Genomic DNA, 21,426 nt, shown 5'->3' with positions numbered 1-21,426 from the left:
CAATTTTTAAGCGTTGAGCATTAATTCTTTAACTCATTACTCATTACTCATTACTTATTACTTAACCACCACAAGTAACTTTGGGTAAAGATGCAAGATCTGAGTCTAGTGTACCCTCCAGTCGTATCAGGACCTTCTTGAGAATCGGGAAGATCTTTAAAGCTTTCTTTTTCTCTTTCTATACGTGCGGCAACTTCTGCGGAAGTTAAGTTAGAATCGTAATTAGCATCTTTGGTATTTTGAGAACTCATAATTTTTGATTACCTCTTTGTTTGTATTTTCGTTTTTGTTTTGGTTCTTGTTTTGTGAATCAGTAGATTTTATTTTTCTATATTTGGAATAAAATCTGGACGCTCTTTATCTTTCCAACCCACTGGTCTTTTGGAGTTGTACCAAGCAATAGACCCTATTGTGGCTGCCGCTACAAAACCAATCCCCAATACTATAGTTGCTGTCCAAGGAAAGTGAGATGTACTGACACTGGGGTCAACTGTTAAGATTAAATTCGTTAAGTTCATAAGTTATTTTTCTGTTTCTACACTCTCAATAGTAGGTTATATATCATATAATTACATCTGTCTTTCGATAGAAAAATCTGACTTGAAAATGGTACTCATGTTTTAAAGCAAGTTTGTAAACATCTTTACTTAAGATAATTTATTTTCTAGAATTTCATCTGACTTTTGTTGTATTTTTTTTATAACTTTATTTCTGCCTTAGGTCTCATATTAAATATGTTAATTTGCTGTATTACGCGCTTCTTTGCGGTTCACACCCAACCTCTACTTTGCCAACAAATTATGTTTAAGATAAATTACTACCTATTTTTTTAACTTTATTAACTTATTTACTGTTTTTATATTAAATTTTATTTTCTCTAATTTTATCTAACTTTTGCTGCATTTTTTTAGATCTTTATTTCTGTTTAACTCATATCTTGCACCAAAACAAAAGTACAGAAATTGGCCGACAAGGGAGAATCAATTTTTAAGCGCGATCGCATTAATTCTCTTACTTCAAGACTCATTACTCATTACTCATTAATTGACTTTATATTTATATTTTGCTAAGAAAATTAATATTTTTCATCCCCCAATAGATATAAAATTAATTTATAGTTCAGCTCTGTATTCTGGTTTTAACAATTGAGCCCATTTACGATTATATGGATGTACTTGTTTGACTAATTTTTCTCCTTGATAAATATCTTTATCTTGATTAGCCCAGGCGAAAATAGAGCCAATGAGGTTATGAACATTGGTAAAACCAGCAGATTTCAATTTTCGGGCAAAAATACTTGATCTATAGCCCACAGAACAATAAACTACAATCAAATCATCTTTGGCTTGAGAGGGAAGTTTGGTGGCTATCACCTCATCAAGGGGAGTGTCTGGAGAAATATGGATGGCGTTAGGTAAATGACTAACAGCAAATTCTTCTGGTTGACGAGTATCAATCAGAGTCGGTTGAATCTCCGGGGAGGCTAACCAATTAGCTAGGGTTGCTGGGGTAATCTGATGGACGTCGGAATATTCCTGAGTAATTTTTTCGGTGATTTTAGCTAAATTTTGCTGATAATTCTGATGCTTGGGCAAAAAATAAGCTAAGTTAACTAAAAAAAAGAGATTAATTAAATTCCAGATCTGGGAAAGTTTTTTCAGTAAAAAATTCATATTACTGTAGTTAGTTCTTGAGGTGCTAAGTTAGAGTAAACTACTTCTCCATCGCGAAACCAGACGACGCGATTTGATAAACGCGCGACATCAGCTTCATGAGTTACCATAATTATAGTAATTCCTTGAGCATTGAGTTGGGAAAAAATATTCATTACTTCTTTAGTAGTTTGAGAATCAAGGGCCCCAGTAGGTTCATCGGCGAGTAATAATAAAGGTTGGTTAACAATCGCCCGGGCGATCGCCACTCTTTGCTGTTGCCCTCCTGAAAGTTGATTAGGCTTATTATACATTCTTTCTTGTAAGCCTACTTGAGTTAAAGCTTCTATGGCTCTATTTTTTCGCTCCCCCGGTTTAATTTGACCGTAAATCATCGGTAAAATCACGTTATCTAAAGCTGTTAATTGAGGTAACAGATGGAATTGCTGAAAGACAAAACCGATTTGCTGATTTCTAATTTTCGCTAATTCTAATTCCGGTAACTTGGCTACATCTACATTATTTAAATAGTATTTACCTTGACTAGGGCGATCTAAACAACCAATAATATTCATGATTGTAGACTTCCCTGAACCAGAAGACCCCATTATTGAGCAGTATTCGCCTTTATTGATGGTTAAATGAACTGATTTGAGAGCTTTTACGGCAGTATTACCACTTCCGTAGATTTTAGATACTTTTTCTAGCCTAATCATGATTTTAACTGTTACGTTTACCAATATTTTCTTTATTACTGAATTGTTAATTCAAGTCGAAAATGGGGAACTATTAAAGTAGTCGATGTTTTAATTTTAAGTGGTTTTATGAATCAAGCATCAGTTAGTTCCTCAAAAAACCTGCGCTCTTCATCTTCTAATTTATTTGACTCAGTACAAAAATGGTTAGAAAGTAAATATTGTGCTCCTTCTTTCGCAGGTTACATTCTTTTTGGCATCTCCTTGTCCTTTTTTGGAGTGGGAGTTAACACTATGTCAGGATGGGCTTACATCATCAGTGGCATGATTATAGCTTTAATACTTATATCAGCTTTTTTGTGCGTACGTAATTTAAAAAAACTAGAAATAGAGCGTTTAGCTATTCACCCAGTAAGTGTAGAACAAGAATTGAGTCTAGAATTAATTTTTAATAACAACAGTGATCAATTCAAACAATTTTTTCAAGTAGCTGATTTATTACCCACAGCAATGACTCAAGCAACAAAACAAAAGCGAGAAACATGGGCAACAATTAGGGAAATTAAACCTCAGTCTCAATATCACTATCCTTATTCAGTTACAGTTAAGCAACGTGGTATCTATTATTGGGATGAAATTATCTTACGTAGCGGCAATCCTATTGGTTTGTGTTGGTGCCGTCGCACTCATCATGTACCTGCTAGAGCTATAATTTATCCTATGATTTTAAATCTAACTCAATGTCCCATCATTGATAGCTTAGGAAAAGACGAAAGTTGGCAACGAGAGAGCGATCGCACTTTGCAAGCAGCTCAAGAAGGTATTACCAAAGCCTTGCGCCCCTATCGTTTTGGAGATCCCACCCGCCTAATTCACTGGCGCACTAGCGCTCGATTTAACGAGTTTAAGGTGCGTGAATTAGAAATTATTACTGGAGGTAAAGATATTGTAATTGCTTTGGATACTACAGACACTTGGAAAGCTAGAGATTTTGAAAAGGCAGTAACAGTAGCTGCTTCTCTCTATACCTATGCCACTAAGTTTCAAATGAATGTTAAAATATGGGCTAATAACATTGGTTTAGTTAGCGGTGTACAAAGAGTTTTAGAAGCTTTGGCGGCAGTAGAAGCAGATGAGGAGACTATAACTTTGCCTTCGGTTGGGTCTACACTTATTTGGCTTACTCAAAATCCAACTACTATCAATTCTTTGCCTAATTATAGTCATTGGTTGTTTTTTGCTAATGAGGAAGTAACCTCTCCAAAAACTACCAACTCTTCCTCCGGTTTCATAATAAATGGTCAAAATCCAGCCGAAATCCGTCAACAGTTACAAAGTACTGTAACTCAAAAAGTAACTCTTTAGTGCTATGAAAAACAACAAATGACTTTGCCATAATTTTTATATAACTGTTATTTTATGTTCCCATTGGGGAATGATCTATACTATAGGAAGCAAATAACTTATGAGGAGGATAACGGATAAGCAGATTAAAAACCGTATTTTTGCGAATAAATTAGTGTCATTGAGAAAAAAAGATGATAACCGAGATTTAGAGCATTTTTCCAATCAATCAATTTTAATGCTCTTAAAGTTGTTAAGAAAATTAACATAATACAACTTATTGTCATAGTAAAAAACATGCCCTAATCAACCCAGAGTTAATATGTTGTCTAATTAAAACTCTAACGGCAAATAATAGTAATTTAGATTATTTTTGGCATTAATCTCAGTCTATCTATATTGTTCAAACTGAAACTCCATATTTCATCAAATTTTTAGAGACTAATAGGACTTATGCAATCATCTACAGACGTAGCTAATATAAAATCGATTGCCGACAAATTGCAGGGACATAAACAATTAAAGCGGTTAAAAAAATTGATTAATTTTACCTGTACTAATAATTGGGAAAGCGATGTTAATATTTTGAATAAACTTGACTTGAAAAAATTACTAGAAGAGCTTTATCAAAAAAATTCTAGTTTAGAGGATCTTAGTGAATCTTTGTATCAATCGGTAGATCGTTTAAATCGTCAAACTGTTTACTCAGACTTAGCTAACTTGATCATTGCGAAAATAGGAGTACTTTACGAAGATTCTCAAAACTCTACTGAAGTGATTATGGTCAAGCCTTCAGTGAGAGATAAAATTTCTCAATCTGTGTTTAAGCAAATTGCTGGTAACTTAAATAAAGATTCACAGTTACCAAGAATAAAAAAACTAATCTTTTACCTAGTTAAAGATAAGTGGGAAAATGATGTGACTGTGATTGATTCCTATGATTTTCTAGAATTAACCATAGAATTGCGGGAGATGTACGATAACCTTGGCGATTTAACTAAAGCATTTAACGATATCGTAGCTACTCTCAATAGACAACATGTGTACTTAGCTGTTTCTCAAACCATTATAAATAATTTTCAAATATTATACAAAGAAGAATCAGATACTAACTTATTTTCAAAAAGTACAAATATTATTGATAAGCAAGAAATTGCTGAACTAAATTTAACCCCACAAGAGAAGTCAAAATCAAATCATAACGTGAGCAAAAATGGTTATCAAACTGCAATTCAAGAATTAGAATCAGACACAGTTATTCAAAGAGCTTCAGTAGCAGAAAGTCAAGAAAACCAGAAACAAGAAAACCAGAAACAAGAAAACCAGCAACAAGAAAACCAGCAACAAGAAAACCAGCAAGATAAAAAAAATAGCAAAAATGATAACTACACTCTCTTTGATTGGCGGTTAGATATCATGCAATATACTAATCCATTGCGGGTTAAAATACTGTTCTTTTCTGTTAACTATCATGTTTTTGAGAAAAATGAAAAAGACTGGTCAAAATTGAAATCTTGTACTTTAGAAGGTCTACTTTCAAAAACTTTAAATCGTTACCCGTCATTAAATGAGATAGAATCAAAAATGTATGAAGTCGCTAAAATTCTCCCAGAATCGGAACTTAATCAACAAACAGCAACGGTAATTATTAAATCACTAAGTTCTTTTTACCCTAATCAAGCAGAAGGCTAACCCTTAACCACAAAGCAAGCAATAAATAAGAGCATATTACCAAAAACATTAAACAATATGGATGTTAAAGAATTACTAAAAAAATATAGAGCGGGACAAACAGATTTTAGCGGGGTTATGTTACCTAACTCTAAACTAGAAGGAGCGGATTTAATTGGTGTGGTTTTTCGCGATGCCGATTTACATAATTCTAATTTAGTCTTTGCTTATTTGAATCGTGCTGACTTTACGGGTGCAAATTTAGAAAGTGGTAATCTAAGTGGTGCTAATCTTAACCAAGCTGATTTAAGTGGTATTAATCTACAAGGTGCCAATCTACACGGGGCAATTCTACAAAGAGCTAGTTTAAGAGATGCTAATCTAAGTTTAGCTAATTTACTAGATGCTAACTTGATTATGGCAGATCTTAGAGGAGTAGATCTAAGTGGAGCTAATTTAATCGGCGCTTGTTTAAGAGGAGCTAATTTAAGAAGGGAAAAACGCAAACAATTTGTTAATTTACGCGGCTCTTCTATGTGTAATACTGATTTACAAGGTACAGATCTCAGAGGAGCAGATTTAGTTAGGGTAAATTTGAGTGGTGCTAATCTCAAAGAAAGTAATCTGTTTGATGTTGATTTAAGAGAAGCAGATTTAACGGGAGTTAATCTCGAAGGGGCAATGCTTACCGAAGCTAATCTCATGGGTGCAAAGTTAGTAGGAGCTAATTTAAGCCACACTAAGTTAGCAAGAGCTAAATTAATTGAAGCAGATTTAACTGAAGTTAACCTGGAAGGGGCAAATTTCCCTGATTCTAAATTAATTCGGGCGAATTTGACAGGTGCTAATCTGAGTTTTGTACGGATGAGTAGAGCAGATTTAAGTCGTGCTAATTTAACAGGTGCTAATCTTACAGAAGCTCAGCTAATTGAAGTGTTTTGTGCTAGAACAAATTTCGCTAATGCTAATTTAACTAATGCTAATTTGTTGAGGGCAGAAATAAGTAGTGCCAATATGTTTAACGTAACCTGGAAAGGTGCTACCTTACCCGATGGAAAAGTACACGACTAAATGAGTAATGAGTAAGAAGTAATGAGTAATGAGTTAAAGACTCATTATTCATCCACCAGTAAATGAGTGGAAAAGAGGCAAGATCTGAGGTGTAGGGATGGGTTAAACCTTTACGAGACAAAGATTATAGAGAATTAACCATGAAGAACATTTTGCCCGCATAAGGGCGGTCACTTCCCGGATTTAAAATCCGGGAAGTGACCTAAAATTATTACATAAGTTCTGGTGCGAGTGATCTAACTATAAGCTAAGTAATTAGAGGCGAAAAAGAGTAGAAATGAAAGCAGCAATAGCTCTAGGAAGTAATATAGGACCATCGAGAGATATTCTAGAAACCGCTTTAGCACAATTGGCGAAAACTCCAGGAATAATATTAGTTTCTCATTCGAGTTGGTATAAAACTAAACCAATTGGTCCTCCTCAACCAGATTATGTAAACGGATGTGCAATACTAGATGTACAGCTAACACCATTAGATCTCCTTAACCAGTTGTTAGAGATTGAGGCTAAAGCAGGACGTAGGCGCGAACAAAGATGGGGACCAAGAACTTTAGATTTAGATTTACTATTATATGAAAATCTCATACTAGAAGCAGATGTCTTGACAATACCTCACCCGAGAATGTGCGAGAGGGCATTTGTGTTAGTCCCCCTAGCAGAAATAGCCGGAGATTGGATAGAACCAATTTCCAAAAAAGCGATCGCTACTCTCTTAGAACAGGTAAACTGTAAGGATATCTTAAAAATAACATAAGCTTAATCATTTATGATAACTAATTACGAACCTCCTCACTTAATCAAACAAAGGTTGAATTATCAGGGCCGTCTTTTTAGTTTTGAAGTGAATAAATTACGCCTTCCTAACCAAGTAGAAGCGGAACTAGAATGTATTCGCCATCCAGGAGGAGCTTTAGCCATACCATTAATGGCAGATGGACAACTAATCTTAGTCAAACAATATCGTTTTGCTGTAGCCACTCGTTTACTAGAATTTCCCGCGGGTACCGTAGAAGCCCACGAAGATCCCGCTGTAACTGTTAGGCGAGAAATCGAAGAAGAAACTGGTTATCGGGCCCACACTTGGCAGTATATCTCTAAGTTTCCCGTAGCACCAGGATATTCTGACGAATATATTCATACCTTTTTGGCGAAGGATTTAGAACAATTGACAGATCCACCAGAACAAGATCTAGATGAAGATATAGAAGTAGTGTTTATGACTCCTCAAAATTTAGAACAAGCAATTAGAGATGGAGAAGCGATAGACTCTAAATCAATTTCTAGTTTCTTTTTAGCTCGTCCTTTTTTATTTGACTTATGAGTGATTTAATGCTCTTTTGGCATCGCCGTGATTTACGCATAACTGACAATCTAGGGCTAAATTCGGCTTTAGAAGATAGTTCTAGGGTTGTCGGTTTTTTCTGCTTAGATCCTCAATTACTGCAACAAGATCAGGTAGCTCCTGCTAAAATAGCTTATTTAATCGGCTGTTTAGATGATTTAGCCCAACAATACTCACAACTGGGTGGAACCTGTTTATTTTTACAGGGCAACCCCTCTGAGTTAATTCCTCGTCTGGCTAAAAGTTTAGCAGCTAAGGGGGTATACTGGAATCTCGACGTAGAACCCTATTCCCAAACTAGAGACCAGCAAGTTAAAGAGCTTCTTAATCAAGACAAGATTGAAGTAAAAACCTTTTGGGATCAATTGTTACATCACCCCGGCTCAATTCTTACTCAGTCAGGAGATCCTTACAAAGTATACACTCCTTTTTGGAAAAACTGGTCAGAACAAACTAAGAAATCCCCGGAAATTTTCTCAGAATCTTTACAAAAGTTAACAGAAAGTGAACAAGAAAAGATTCAAGACCTAGTTTTAACTAAATTGCCTACATCTAAAGAATTAGGTCACGAATGGAGTTCTACTCTACTCCTAAAACCAGGCACCGCCGAGGCTGAAGCAAAACTAGCAGAGTTTTGTCAAGATAAAATTAATCAATATGAAGAAAATCGTAACTATCCTGGGGTAGATGGTACTTCTTGTTTAAGTGCCGCTCTCAAATTAGGAGCGATTAGTATTCGTCGCCTTTGGCAAGCAACTACTGAGTTGCTAGAATGTAGCAACAGTGAAGAACTCACTCAAAATATCGAAAGTTGGCAACAGGAATTATGCTGGCGAGAGTTTTATCAACACGCTATGTACTTTTTCCCTGAGTTGGCTGATAAACCCTATCGAGACTACTTCGTTGATTTTCCCTGGGAAAACAACGAGACCTATTTTCAAGCTTGGTGCCAAGGAAAAACAGGTTACCCGATAGTAGATGCCTCCATGCGTCAACTTAATGAAACGGGTTGGATGCACAACCGCTGCCGGATGATTGTAGCTAGTTTTTTGACCAAAGATCTGATTATTGATTGGCAATGGGGAGAAAAATATTTTATGCAAAACCTCTTTGATGGAGATTTGAGCGCTAATAATGGTGGTTGGCAATGGAGCGCTTCTTGTGGGTTAGATCCTAAACCTCTAAGAATTTTTAATCCCGCAAGTCAAGCCCAAAAATATGACCCTGAAGCAGAATATATCCGTCAATGGTTGCCGGAATTAAGTTCTATAGATACAGAATATTTAGTAACCGGGAAAATTAGTGCTGAAGAGCGCGATCGCTGTAACTATCCTCAGCCAATTGTTGATCATAAACAAAGACAAAAAGAATTTAAACGTCTTTATCAACTGCAAAAAGATAAGTAAGATTGCCAATAATAACGGGAGTAATTGTAACAATTTTTTAAGAATTTCTAATATTTTAACTTTTAATAAAAAAATAATCTTCTTGGAAAAAGTTGTATATAATTGAAGTTACTCGCGTCCGCTAAAGTTGAAAATTGAGTATAAAAAGCTCAATCTCCCCTAACCTAAGGAGTTCACTAATAATGAAAGTAAACGAATTACTGAGATTGTACGAAAAAGGAGAAAGAGATTTCTCTGGCGTAGACTTAAGAGGTGCAGATCTCAGTCAAGTTACCCTAATTTCCGTCAATTTGAGTAAAGCAAACTTAGTAGGAGTTAATTTCACTCGTGCCTTTTTAACTAAGTCCAATTTAAATGGTGCGAAACTTAATTGGGCTAATTTTAGCTTTGCCAAATTAAGTGAAGTCAAGTTAAATTATACTAAATTAACAAGAGCGAATTTTTATGGAGCTTTTATGGTAAGAGCTCAATTAGTCAAGGCCGAATTGAGTAACTCTAACCTTGCCCATGCTAATCTTAGGGGTGCCTATTTACAAGGAGCTTTTTTAGCTAACGCTAACTTGGAAGAAGTGAATTTACGAGACGCAAGTCTAGTTAAAGCCAACTTGAATTGGGCTAATCTTTACCAAGCAAAATTAATAGGGGCAAAAATTACTGGTGCTTCATTTCATGGCGCTAAAATACATAAATCCTGGGCCACAGAATTATCTAAAAATACTCGTGAAACTAAAGAACAATTACTACATCAAGATGAGGTGGTTTCTGTGATGTGGGAAAATTTTAACTCTCATGAGATATATGCCTAAGGCTGAGACTCCTGTTTTCCTTCTGCCTGCCTTACTTTTGGATTTGATCTCAAATCCACAGCAAACCAGCAAAAGCGATCGCCTAATTGCCAATTTATCAGGTATATGGTTAACTCCTCACTGAATTAGAGAAAAAAGAACGTATATATAATCTTACGGGAAATTGATAATATTCTAATAAAAGCCACACCAAGCCGAATAAGTGAGTTAAAAAAGTAAGGACAGTCCAGGCGATTGGTAACCAAGCTAAGTTACTACCTGGTAGGGGTGGAAATAAATAAGTAGCGCAACCAACAATCATGGTAGGTAAGATGACGAGTAACAATCCCAGGAATAAATAACTCCAACTGAAAGTTATTCCCTCAGGATTAATTCTCGTCCAACGTTGGCGATACCATTGCCAAGTAATCGGTAATTGACCATCGATTAGAGTCAATCTCTGGGTTTTTAAATCAGCTTTGAACAGATGCTGACACAGATTGCAGGCAAAAGTTTCCATTAAAGCTAAAGTATTGATTCTGCCACGGCGACACACAGGACAGAGATAGTCATGTTGGTAATCGAGAGAGGAATAATCTTGAGGAGACGTCATATTGAAAAAAATCTATACAGGTTAGGAATTAATTACTAGTGAGTAGTTATTTATTGATTTCTGCTTTAATTTTAGTATATATTTTTTAAAAATAAAAACTGTGGCCGATTATAGCCCTTTTTGTATTCATATAAATCTTGTAGGTTGGGTTGAGGCACGAAACCCAACAATTTACCGCTAAATAGGCCAACAGGCGAGAATCAATTTTAAAAATCCCCATCTATGCCGACCTCCTGCCTCCGTGCCTCGGTGCCTCGGTGCCTCCTTTTAAGGGGTTAGGATCAATTCTTTTACTCATTACTCATTACTCATTACTCATTACTTATTACTCAACCACCACCAGTAAATGAGTGATAAAGATGCAAGATCTGAGTTTAAGACGGTAGGGTGCGTTAATGAAGTGTAACGCACCGTTAATTCTCTCGTATTTATAGCAAATCTGTTTAATTTAGGACTAAAGAGCGGTTATCTCTCCAATAGCTTTAAATATATCTTCATCGGTTAATTTTTCTGAATTTCTCTCCATATTTAGATAAAATATTTTATTAATTCTATTGACTGTTTTTAAGGTGAAAACTAAAATGATTTTTGCGCTTTTATTATAAATCGTTGTAAGTCCTTATCTCCAGAACTTTGAGAGACAAATTTCTTCTCTTTCATGCAACCCGCTACCAGTTCTACATTCGGCACTTTAATCTGTCGTATACAATGGCTATTTGTAACAGACTGCTAAAATTAAATTAGGATCATTTACTAATTAAAACTGTACCAAATATGATACAGGTCTTAGTATAACCTAAATTAATCATTAAGAAATAGATATAAAAGAAAGAACGACATGGTAATTGACTTTTTGTATGGCACAGCATGGAAAGAAGATCTGACAGAAGATTGTGTTTTTCGAGCTTTAAAAGTAGGATACCGTGGTATTGATACGGCAAATCAGAGGAAACATTACTTTGAAGAGGCCGTTGGTCACGCACTAGAGTCTGCTTACTCAGAGCTAGGAATTTCCAGGACAGATTTATTTTTACAAACTAAATTCACTTATGCTAGAGGGCAGGATCATCGAAAACCCTACGATGAAAATGCTAGTCACAGAAAGCAGGTGTGGCAGAGTTGTGAAAGCTCGCTTAAGCATTTACATACTGATTATGTTGACTCGTACATATTACATGGACCCCATAACGATAAAGGATTGGATCATATAGATTGGGAAACTTGGGGTGCAATGGAAGAGCTGCATAAAGATAGTAAAGTCAAACACTTGGGCATATCCAATGTGAATTTAGAGCAACTGGTGGAACTTGTTGAGAAAGCGACGGTCAAACCATCATTTGTTCAAAATCGTTGCTTTGCAATAACTTACTGGGATAAGAATCTGAGAGAATTCTGTTCCCAAAATGGAATTAAGTATCAGGGCTTTTCGCTTTTAACGGCAAATAAGCAATATTTAGGGGGTGAAGTCGTTGAGCTAAAAGACAGAAATATCCCTAAACTTGGATTTACAGATGAGGGTTATAATCAAAATATTGGTAGTGTACCTAGTAGCCTTCAAAGTATCATTAGTGCCACAGGTAAAAATATCCAGCAAGTAATATTTAAATTCTCTCAACAAGTGGGAATGATTCCGATTACAGGAACTAGATCTGATTTACATCTGAAATCAAATTTAGAAATTAACGATTTTATCTTAAGCAGCAGTCAGTTAGAGACAATTGAAAATATAGCTTATCTGTAGTCAACTATAATTGCTGACGCTTTTGACTAATATTTGAGAGCAACTTAATCCCTTTATCATATCATGTCCGCTTATATACTTACAATTAAAACAGCACGGTCGCACGGTCGCACGGTCGCAGGGAGAAAGAGAGTTTTTAAGTATTTGCATCAATATCCTAAATGATAACTATAGCAATGACCAAATAGATGTTTACAGTTATCATGAAAAGCCCCCCTTGTTAAGCTATGCTTTATAAACATCTTTCTTAACATAAAACTTGACAAAAACACCAACTTGTAATTAAGTGCTTTTTCAGATTTTGTTTAAGAAAATAATGTATAAACAAATACATTATTTAGGAAATTAAGTAATTTTACTTAAAAATTTCTCCCTGCTCCCTGCTCCCTGCTCCCTGCTATACAAGGGTTTGAGAGTTGCTTATAAAGGATAGCTTGTTAAGGGGGGTTGGGGGGATCTGTAAATATAAATATTGTTAACACTACAACGCTCATTGCTATAATTAAACGGACTTGATATCACAAGGGATTGGTATGTCTAAATTCCTTTCATAGCTGGTTTTTTTGTATATTTTAAGACTATTTTCTTTTGATTAGGAGTTGATATTCATTTTATTTTACTAGACAGTCATGTTATTAATATCATACGAAAAGAGCCCTAACACTCTTAACTTGCATTTTTTACAATCCTTACTCAATAAGCGTTTCGCCGATATCCCCAAAAGTGCTAATTTCTTATGGAGCTAGTGGCGTACCGCTACGCGGATCCCTTCGGGATCGCGCCGCTAGTCAGGAGCTCAGATCTTGCATCTTTATCACTCATTTACTTGTGGTGGATGAATAATGAGTAATGAGTAATGAGTAATGAGTTAAAGAATTGATCCTAACCCCTTAAAAGGAGGCATGAGGCAGGAGGCAGGAGGTCGGCATAAATGGGGATTTTAAAAATTGATTCTCGCCTGTTGGCCTATTTAGTATTTTTGTATTTGCGTGCTTTGGTCTGAGTAACAGGTAATGAAATCCAAAAACCCTGATAAAATCGTATAAATGGAATTTATCTAAATATTTATTGATCGTCTAAGTCCTTTATATGCTAGAGTCTAGAGAACATATTTCCAGAGAACATAATAACCACCTAAATAAGATAATAAAGGTATAATACCACCCCAATACTTAACTTTTATATATGCTAGAGTCTAGAGAACATATTTCCTAAGAGAACATATACCACCACCGTAAATAATATAATAATATACCACCAACCATCATACCCACGCCCAACGCATAAATAAGGAAAGTATGGAAAGTATCCGTTTCCCATATTGGTTTCTGCCTTAGTTTCTCTGTTTTGTCTTTTTTCATTACTCCAGCCCACTCGTACCGCCATCTTTCGGTAGCTCTTATAATCTACTTTATTTAGTTTACCACCTTCTTCTAAATAAATTTGTTTTTGCACAGAAAAGCTATACTTATTGTTACTGTTTTCCTTATTGGTTTCTGCCTTGGTTTCTCTGTTTTATCTGTTTGCATTACTCCAGCCCACTCGTGCAGCCATCTTGTCGTATCGTATATAATCTATTTTATTTAGTTTACCACCTTCTTCTAAATAAATTCGTTTTTGCACAGAAAAGCCATATTTATTGTTACTGTATTGTAACCAGAGTTTATCAATAGTCTGTAACTCTTCCTTGGGGAAGTTTTTACAATCCTCTAGGCTTAAATATCCTTTTTCCCCTTTATCTCCTAGCTGAAGCATTAATCTGGTGGTTTCTTTGTCTGCTTCTTGCCATTGTTGATTAGCCAAAAATCTAACTAATTTCAGAAATTGAGAAGGTAGGGCTAAATACAGTTGAAAAATATCTACTCATTTCTTCTGAAATTTTTTTCATTTGATTAGCTAAATAGCCATAATGGATAATTTTTAGTAAGTTGACAATTAGGGACAAGGGGATAATTGAGACATAATTACTGTGTTTTCCCCCTTGATGATAAGTCGTTTAGTGCGCTACAAGAGAAAGTCTCGACAACTATTGTTTAGTAATGATATATTATTAATACCGAACAGGCTTGAACTCAACTATTTTTTCTTGCAACTTCTTATCCTTATCATTCTTTGATTTAACTTCAAAAACTAAATCTGGAACTACTTCTGCATAATTTTCTGTGGTGCGTTTCAATTTTTCTGCTTTGATAAAAGAAGCATCGGGAGCCCTCAAGTCAGAGTTTGGTAAAATAAAACCACCACTAGACCCAATTACTCTACCTAATTTTTTTGGTCTTACCCAGTTTCCTAAAAGACGGGCGATTTCTGTGGCTACTTCCTCTAATTCTAACCCTGAAGGACTCATAACTATAATATCTCCAGCAACTAATTCCATCCCGTATTCAGGATATTGAGATTGCAATTTTTCTAAGTCTGCGACAGTGAAACTCATAATTGGCTACTTCTGGTTATTTATTGTAAATTCAGTAGATGGAAAAGTTTTTCCCCCAGAGCGATCGCTAAAGCAATTTTAACTAAATAACTATTGAGTTATTTGATTTATCTAGACTCTTTCAGCCAATAATATAAGTAAAAATTATCATTTGCTTAGATTTATACTCAAGGTTAAAATAAGCATTAAAAGTATTAAAGAATAGTTTAATTTTGAATAATAATCATCCAAAAGTTCTGCTAACAGAATCAGAAACTTTACAAGAGACAATTGATTGTTTGAGGAATCATATTCCTTTAAAAACACAAGGTAAATTTACTGATTCAGATCTTTATCACATATTAGTTAAGGCTGCTAGTAACTGTGACAGCATTGAAAATACATCTAAAATTTTAAAAAAATCTCCTACAGTCAGAAATATTCGTCATCATCTTCAGAAAATTAATGATTTTAAAACACTAGAAAAACAAATTAATTCAGCTCTTTTAAGTAAAACTTTACCTCAAATAAAAAAAGGAAAATTAAGATTAGCTATCGACTTAAATCTCATCCCATATTATGGAGAACCTTCCTTTGAAGAAAAACCCTATATTTATAGAAGTCAAGCTAAATTAGGAACATGCTCTTTTTATTCTTATGCTACTGTATATGTAATTAAAAAAGATAAAAGGTTGACTTTAGCAATTTGTGCTATTCGACCAACTGATACAATGGTAGCAGTAATTAGCTACTTATTAGGTTATATTTTTCCACTTAAACTAAATTTTAAAACATTATATTTAGACAGAGATTTTTTCAGTATTGCAGTGATTCGTTGGCTGCAAGCTTTGAAAATACCTTTTATTATGCCAGCAATAAGGCGAGGTAAAACTGGTGGAATTAATCAATTTCTTCTAGGAGGAAAAAGTTATAAAACAAGTTATACAATGTCTAAAAATAAAGAAGATTTTGTCACTTTTGACTTGTGGATAGTTTGTAAGTATTTAAAGGGAAAAAGAAATAAAAAAGGAATCGAATATTTTGCTTATGTTGTCTATAAACCTTATGTAAGTTTAGATTATATTCATCAAAGTTATCGTCAACGCTTTGGGATTGAAAGTAGTTATAGAATTAAAAATATTTGTAGAATAAAGACAACTAACAAAAACCCGATTATTCGATTATTATTTATAGGTATTTCTTTTATTATAGTAAATATATGGATTAATCTGCTCTGGAAAAAAGTTAGCAAACCTCGCCGTGGTGGAAGATTAATTTATCATTCTCTTTTTACTTTTAAACAAATGTTGTCTTTTTTAAGCCATTCTATTGACCAAATTTACCAGATAGTAGATGGTATCTATTTACCTTCTGGTTAATAATTTCAGTAAACTAATAAGTTTTGTTTATCTATTATCGTTAATATTTTGTATTGAATCTTACCAAAGTTGTTGGCGATCGCTCTGGGGAAAAACTTTTCCATCTACTGAAATTTTCTGTCTTGTTTGAAAATAGGCTCAAGTGAGATATTGAGATTAATCAACAGCATAACTAATAAACTGGTCATGTAACTAGTCAAAGCTGCCCATAACCAACTATTACTATGAATATACCCAGCATAAATAGCTAAAGGCATAAACCCAAAGACAAAAGCTCCTAAAACCCCATTACGCAATATGGTAGCCTGTTTCAAACCAATAAAATAGGCTTCCAGCATAAACACAATAGACGTAACCGTAAGTAATGGTAATAACCACCAGGTATCTGCCTCCATCGCTAAACTAATTTCACGATGATTAGTAATAAATCCCAAAATAGTCCTAGGAAACAATATAGTTGTGAGAGCAAAACCGAGAGAAATCACTAGACTAGTGGCTATAGCCATTTTCAAGACGGGCATAATCAACTTTTCTTGACGATTACCTTGCAAATTACCAATCAGACTTTGAGTAGTCATTCCTACTCCTTGTATAGTAAATTGACTCAAAAGAGCAATTTGCAGCAGCACCCCATTAGCAGCTAAAGTTACTCTTCCCTGTGCTGCACTCAAATTAGTAAAGATAGCGTATACAGAAATTAATACTAAAAAACGAATCAAGAGGTTACCTTTGAGGGTGAGTAGGCTTTTGAAGGCTTGTTGCTCAAATACCTGATTAACAACCTTACTGAGAAGAGTAGGTTTGAGCATAGGTATTAAACCAAACAAGGCTACCACCAAGCCTAAATACTGACTTATTGCTGTAGCTAAACCTGCTCCTGTGCTACCCCATCCCCAGCGCCAGATAAATAAATAATCCAATAAAACATTAGAAAGATTAGCCACCAAAGATAAGCCGAGAATATAGCCTTTTTTCTCTCTTCCTAGAAACCAACCAATAAAAACAAAATTCAGTAAAACTGCGGGAGCACCCCAGATACGAGCGCGAAAATAATCAATTCCTGAGCTTTCAATCAATGGTGCCCCAGACAAGATGGTAAAGCCAATCTTCTCAATGGGATATTGCAGTAACAGTATGATTAAACCTAAGCCTAAAGCAATTACACTGCTACGTAAAATGGCGAGGAGAATTTCTTCTTCCTCTTCTGCTCCCACTGCCTGCGCCGTAATCGCTGTGGTGCCAGAGCGTAAAAATTTAAGCACACGATAGAGATAGTCAAATAAAATATTGCCTAAGACTACTCCCCCTAGGTAATCAATTACCTCTAAATGTCCCAAAAAGGCGCTATCAAACAATCCGGCTAATGGTACCATCATATTCGATAGCATACTGACAATGGTGAGTTGATAGAATCGTTTTACTAGTGAACTTTGTTCTGAGAAAAACCCCATAAATGTTAATTTAAAAGAGTAAATAACTGTTTAAGATACAATTTGAGTTGATCGCCTATCTATGCGATCGCTTTTAATCTAGCGCAAATAGTCTTCTAGCAACAAGTTATCTGATACTTAACCCAAAATAATAGTATTTTTGTACTAAATCAACTTAAGAAAAAGTTGATTTTGCGGTGCGACAAGAGCACCGCTACTTGGTGATGATATTATTTATCTGCTTCGGTGCTTTTTAGTAATCTTTTGCATTCCAGACATATTTTTCACAGGTAGCTTTAGCATCTTTTTCAGATTGTGTCTGAGGTTCGAGGAAGAGAGGGAGATCGCGGAGGCGATTACATCCAAATTCTAGAGCATTTTCCCAGCCTGCCAATAATATCCTATTATAATCGTCTTTCTTAACCCCCAACTTATTAATAGTATCACCAACAGTCTCACTAACAATATATTGACTATCGGGACTAAATTCCACAGAAAGAACTTTATTATCATGGCTATATATGTAGAGAAGATTTCCGTAGATATCCCATAACCTTACGGTATTATCTTCACTCCCACTGACAATATAGCGACTATCGGGACTAAATTCTACAGAATTGACCACACCATCATGGTTATAAGTGTGGAGAAGGTTTCCCTGGGTATCCCATAATCTTACTGTGTTATCTGCACTGCCACTGACAATATAGCGACCATCGGGACTAAACTTCACAGAATTGACCACACCATCATGGTTATAAGTGTGGAGAAGGTTTCCTTGGGTATCCCATAACCTTACGGTGTTGTCTTCACTATTACTGATAATATAGCGATTATCGGAACTCAACTCTACATAATCAACCACACTATCATGGTTATAAGTATACATCCGGTTGCTATTAATATCCAATAACTTAATCGTCTTGTCCCGACTATAACTAACAATATATTGACTATCAAGACTAAATTTCACAGAAATAACCCTATCATCATGCTTATAATTATGCAGAAGATTGCCCTGGGTATCCCATAAATTTATCGTATTATTTTTCCAACTTTTACTGAGAATATACTGACCATCGGGGCTAAATTCCACAGACGAAACATTATGATGTTCATAAGTATGGAGAAGATTTCCTTGAATATCCCATAGCCTGAGGGTATTTTCACTACCACTGACAATATACCGACCGTCGGGACTAAATTTCGCAGACCTGACATGACCATCATGTTCATAAATCTGGAGACGATTTCCTTGAGTATCCCATAGAAAGAGGGAACTTAGGAGATCTCCAATAACATACTGACTATCATGGCTGAATGCTACAGACCCAAGAGAATACTCACTATAAGAGGGATTAGAATAGAAAAAGTTGCCTTGGACATCCCAGAAGCTCATAATATTCCTAGAACCTAAATGGAAATTGCTACAGACACCCACTATATATTGATTATCAGGGCTTAACACCGCATAATTAAAAACATCACAACCAGTGTCGCCAATCCTCATATAAACAGGATTACTCGGGTTATCCCATAACTGGATGCTAAATGCAGGTCTGTCATCTAGCGTAACAATATAGTCTCCCTGGGAGCTAAATTGCACCTCAGACCAATGGTTTTCTCGACTATAAAAATAATCAGCATTTTCTTCTTGAGACTTATCCAGGGCGATTAATAACCTACGATGTACTTTAGGTAGCACAACTCCTAACTCATCTTGACTAATACCTACCGCTTCAATCGCTCCAATTAAGCTACTTGTAGGTGAATTAGCACTTGTCGCCTGTTCCTCGGCTCTTTTAGTTTGTATTTCCGTCTTTATCCATAAACTGGTAGAAATCGCTAAAGCCCCCACAATCGAACCAATCAACAATCTCCTATTCCTTATTCTCTGATTCCTACTTTTACTTATATATTCTTTTTGTAACTCTGTAGGAGCAGGTTCTAGCTTTTTCTTCTCTGTCTCCTTTAACCAATGCCGCGCCGTTTCTAAAGAGGCACCCCTTAACAATAAATCTCTACTTTTCCCCTTTTCTAGCCATTCTAAAGCCTTTTGAGACCATTTACTGTGATTTCTGACATGTTCTCTATCTGTGTCCAATCTCCTCACTAATTGATTAAAATGTAACCAATCGTCTCCTTCCCGGAAATCTATCCATTGCACTTTACTTATAACCGGATGTAAATCTTTATTTTCTACTTCCTTAATTAAGATAGTAATAAATCGCTTATTTAGTGTAAAGGCGTGTTCCACTTCATCGGTACAATAGGGAGAATTGATAGAATCAGGTGAGATAATAAACACAAAGTTATCACAAGCTTCGATTGCCTTCTGTTTCTGTTTTTGAAAATCTTCTTCTAATAGAATGCTTTCTTGGTCAAACCAGGTGATTTTTCCTAACTCCTGTAATCTGTCATTTAGTAGACGGGCAAAGTCGGCATCGGCGGGAGAATATGAGATAAAGACATCGTAGTGTGTAATCATGTGTGTATTTCTCCATCAATATTAATTACATTTACAACATAACACATACGTTTATGTAACTTTTGGTTTTGATGGAAGTGATACGCGCATCCGGTTATTAAATATCCTTTATAAAAAAGCAGGAAGCATGGGAGCACTGGAGCAGGGAGAGGGGAGCTTTCAGCGTTTCCCATAAGTAAACAAATAAAGGGGTTTTCTAAACCGGATTTGGTATGAATACGCCTTTAGGATCAACTAATTTTTAAGCGCGATCGCATTAATTCTTTAAGTCATTACCAATTACTTCAAGACTTCAAGACTTCAAGATTCATCCACCAGTAAATGAGTGGAAAAGATGCTTTGATCTGAGTTTAGAAGCTTCTGTAGCTATAGCATATAATACTTTTACTCCCTACCTTTTGCTATAATTTCCCTTACCCTATATATAGGACGGTTTTGAGATTCGTGATAAGTCCGCATTAGTAATTCTGCTAATAAACCAAAACAGAATAATTGTAATCCAGTTAAAGTTAGAACAACTACTAAAATCAATAAAGGGCGATCGCCAATACTTTGACCTAATACCAGTTTCAAAAAGCTTAAATAACCCCCCAAACCAAAACCCACCAACAGCAAAAATAAACCTAAGAAGCCAAATACGTGCATAGGGCGAGTTAAAAAAGTCTTCATAAACCAAATAGTTAACAAATCCATCAATACCCGAAAAGTTCGCCCTAAACCATACTTACTTTTTCCGAAGCGACGGGCATGATGATTTACAGGTAACTCAGTAATTTTAGCCCCTTCAATAAAAGCTAAAGCTGGTAAAAAACGGTGTAACTCTCCATATAATTTCATATCTGCGACTAATTCTGCTCGATAAGCTTTCAGAGAGCATCCATAATCGTGTAGTTTAACTCCCGTTACTCTACTAATCAACCAATTGGCAATTTTAGAAGGAAGTAAACGCTTAATTTGATTATCCTGTCTATTTTTACGCCAACCACTCACCAGATCGTAACCTTCGGCTAACTTATCTAATAGCAAAGGTATATCTCGGGGGTCATTTTGTAAATCAGCATCGAGAGATATAATAACCTTACCCCTAGCGTAGTAAAAACCTGCTGCCATAGCTGGAGTTTGACCATAATTACGTCGCAGTAAGATAGCAATTAAATCATCGCGCTTCTCTGCTTCTTTTTTTAGTAGTTGTGTGCTTCCATCTTTTGAGCCATCATCAATACATATTATTTCATAAGTCCGCTTTATTTGCTCAAAACAAAGGGAGATCGCTTCTATTAAATGAGGAATACTGTCAACTTCGTTATAAATCGGCACAATCACCGAAACTTCTGGCTTTTCCTCTAAATTTAACTGTTTATCTCTAACAACTTTTTCAGATCCAATCATCGTTATT

At 35.4% G+C, this 21,426-nt stretch carries 21 protein-coding genes; 10 read left to right on the top strand and 11 right to left on the bottom strand.

Annotated elements, in window-relative coordinates; all coding sequences use genetic code 11:
* Positions 1-50: 50 nt before the first annotated feature.
* From MW688_RS19865 to MW688_RS19850, 4 genes are all read right to left on the bottom strand, one after another.
* Positions 51-251, bottom strand: coding sequence for a hypothetical protein (locus MW688_RS19865; RefSeq protein WP_486737748.1), 201 nt, complete (start codon positions 249-251; stop codon positions 51-53).
* A 69-nt stretch (positions 252-320) separates the two neighbouring features.
* Complete coding sequence (gene psb35 / locus MW688_RS19860; protein WP_486737747.1) at positions 321-518, bottom strand: photosystem II assembly protein Psb35; 198 nt, start codon at positions 516-518, stop codon at positions 321-323.
* A gap of 594 nt (positions 519-1,112) precedes the next feature.
* Positions 1,113-1,673, bottom strand: a complete 561-nt coding sequence (locus tag MW688_RS19855) for a rhodanese-like domain-containing protein (RefSeq protein ID WP_486737746.1) — start codon at positions 1,671-1,673, stop codon at positions 1,113-1,115.
* Entirely contained in the window at positions 1,670-2,368 is a 699-nt protein-coding gene (locus MW688_RS19850; RefSeq protein ID WP_486737745.1) for an ABC transporter ATP-binding protein, read from the bottom strand. Before MW688_RS19850 ends, MW688_RS19855 begins: the two co-directional genes overlap by 4 nt.
* Positions 2,369-2,476: 108 nt before the next feature.
* Between MW688_RS19850 and MW688_RS19845 the strand changes: the two genes are divergently transcribed.
* The 8 genes from MW688_RS19845 to MW688_RS19810 all read left to right on the top strand — a co-directional run bounded on the left by MW688_RS19845 (position 2,477) and on the right by MW688_RS19810 (position 10,111).
* On the top strand, positions 2,477-3,712 hold the full coding sequence (locus tag MW688_RS19845; RefSeq protein WP_486737744.1) for a DUF58 domain-containing protein: 1,236 nt from the start codon (positions 2,477-2,479) through the stop codon (positions 3,710-3,712).
* A gap of 432 nt (positions 3,713-4,144) precedes the next feature.
* On the top strand, positions 4,145-5,383 hold the full coding sequence (locus MW688_RS19840) for a hypothetical protein (RefSeq protein ID WP_486737743.1): 1,239 nt from the start codon (positions 4,145-4,147) through the stop codon (positions 5,381-5,383).
* 57 nt (positions 5,384-5,440) lie between these two features.
* Positions 5,441-6,433: a pentapeptide repeat-containing protein gene (locus tag MW688_RS19835; protein WP_486737742.1), complete on the top strand. Its 993-nt coding sequence runs from the start codon at positions 5,441-5,443 to the stop codon at positions 6,431-6,433.
* A gap of 277 nt (positions 6,434-6,710) precedes the next feature.
* Positions 6,711-7,187 carry a 2-amino-4-hydroxy-6-hydroxymethyldihydropteridine diphosphokinase gene (gene folK, locus MW688_RS19830; RefSeq protein WP_486737741.1) on the top strand — a complete coding sequence of 159 codons (477 nt, stop codon included), beginning with the start codon at positions 6,711-6,713 and terminating at the stop codon, positions 7,185-7,187.
* A 12-nt stretch (positions 7,188-7,199) separates the two neighbouring features.
* A complete protein-coding gene (locus MW688_RS19825; protein ID WP_486737740.1) occupies positions 7,200-7,754 on the top strand; it encodes an NUDIX hydrolase in 555 nt (184 codons plus the stop codon).
* Positions 7,751-9,181, top strand: a complete 1,431-nt coding sequence (locus MW688_RS19820) for an FAD-binding domain-containing protein (RefSeq protein ID WP_486737739.1) — start codon at positions 7,751-7,753, stop codon at positions 9,179-9,181. Before MW688_RS19825 ends, MW688_RS19820 begins: the two co-directional genes overlap by 4 nt.
* Before the next feature lie 182 nt (positions 9,182-9,363).
* On the top strand, positions 9,364-9,987 hold the full coding sequence (locus MW688_RS19815) for a pentapeptide repeat-containing protein (RefSeq protein WP_486737738.1): 624 nt from the start codon (positions 9,364-9,366) through the stop codon (positions 9,985-9,987).
* The gene (locus MW688_RS19810) at positions 9,980-10,111 is read left to right on the top strand and encodes a hypothetical protein (RefSeq protein WP_486737737.1); all 132 of its coding nucleotides are present in this window, start codon (positions 9,980-9,982) and stop codon (positions 10,109-10,111) included. Before MW688_RS19815 ends, MW688_RS19810 begins: the two co-directional genes overlap by 8 nt.
* Here the strand turns inward: MW688_RS19810 and MW688_RS19805 are convergent.
* Positions 10,097-10,579, bottom strand: coding sequence for a hypothetical protein (locus tag MW688_RS19805; RefSeq protein ID WP_486737736.1), 483 nt, complete (start codon positions 10,577-10,579; stop codon positions 10,097-10,099). The two genes, MW688_RS19810 and MW688_RS19805, sit on opposite strands and share 15 nt — an antisense overlap.
* Before the next feature lie 838 nt (positions 10,580-11,417).
* On the opposite strand from MW688_RS19805, the gene MW688_RS19800 reads away from it, so the two are divergent.
* Entirely contained in the window at positions 11,418-12,320 is a 903-nt protein-coding gene (locus tag MW688_RS19800; protein WP_486737735.1) for an aldo/keto reductase family protein, read from the top strand.
* A gap of 1,188 nt (positions 12,321-13,508) precedes the next feature.
* Here MW688_RS19800 and MW688_RS19795 read toward each other — a convergent pair.
* The 3 genes from MW688_RS19795 to MW688_RS19785 all read right to left on the bottom strand — a co-directional run bounded on the left by MW688_RS19795 (position 13,509) and on the right by MW688_RS19785 (position 14,754).
* On the bottom strand, positions 13,509-13,775 hold the full coding sequence (locus MW688_RS19795; protein WP_486737734.1) for a hypothetical protein: 267 nt from the start codon (positions 13,773-13,775) through the stop codon (positions 13,509-13,511).
* Between the two features lie 60 nt (positions 13,776-13,835).
* Entirely contained in the window at positions 13,836-14,141 is a 306-nt protein-coding gene (locus MW688_RS19790) for a GUN4 domain-containing protein (RefSeq protein WP_486737751.1), read from the bottom strand.
* A 229-nt stretch (positions 14,142-14,370) separates the two neighbouring features.
* The gene (locus MW688_RS19785) at positions 14,371-14,754 is read right to left on the bottom strand and encodes a Uma2 family endonuclease (RefSeq protein ID WP_486737733.1); all 384 of its coding nucleotides are present in this window, start codon (positions 14,752-14,754) and stop codon (positions 14,371-14,373) included.
* A gap of 212 nt (positions 14,755-14,966) precedes the next feature.
* On the opposite strand from MW688_RS19785, the gene MW688_RS19780 reads away from it, so the two are divergent.
* The gene (locus MW688_RS19780; protein ID WP_486737732.1) at positions 14,967-16,112 is read left to right on the top strand and encodes an ISH3 family transposase; all 1,146 of its coding nucleotides are present in this window, start codon (positions 14,967-14,969) and stop codon (positions 16,110-16,112) included.
* Positions 16,113-16,216: 104 nt separating this feature from the next.
* On the opposite strand, the gene gntT is transcribed toward MW688_RS19780, so the two are convergent.
* The 3 genes from gntT to MW688_RS19765 all read right to left on the bottom strand — a co-directional run bounded on the left by gntT (position 16,217) and on the right by MW688_RS19765 (position 21,419).
* Complete coding sequence (gntT, locus tag MW688_RS19775) at positions 16,217-17,563, bottom strand: guanitoxin biosynthesis MATE family efflux transporter GntT (RefSeq protein WP_486737731.1); 1,347 nt, start codon at positions 17,561-17,563, stop codon at positions 16,217-16,219.
* Positions 17,564-17,795: 232 nt separating this feature from the next.
* Complete coding sequence (locus tag MW688_RS19770; RefSeq protein WP_486737730.1) at positions 17,796-20,030, bottom strand: toll/interleukin-1 receptor domain-containing protein; 2,235 nt, start codon at positions 20,028-20,030, stop codon at positions 17,796-17,798.
* A 384-nt stretch (positions 20,031-20,414) separates the two neighbouring features.
* Positions 20,415-21,419 (bottom strand): glycosyltransferase family 2 protein, encoded by a 1,005-nt coding sequence (locus MW688_RS19765; protein ID WP_486737729.1) that lies wholly within the window; start codon positions 21,417-21,419, stop codon positions 20,415-20,417.
* Positions 21,420-21,426 lie beyond the last annotated feature (7 nt).

Source organism: Johannesbaptistia floridana (assembly GCF_057440575.1).
This window is presented reverse-complemented; position numbering and strand designations above follow the sequence as displayed.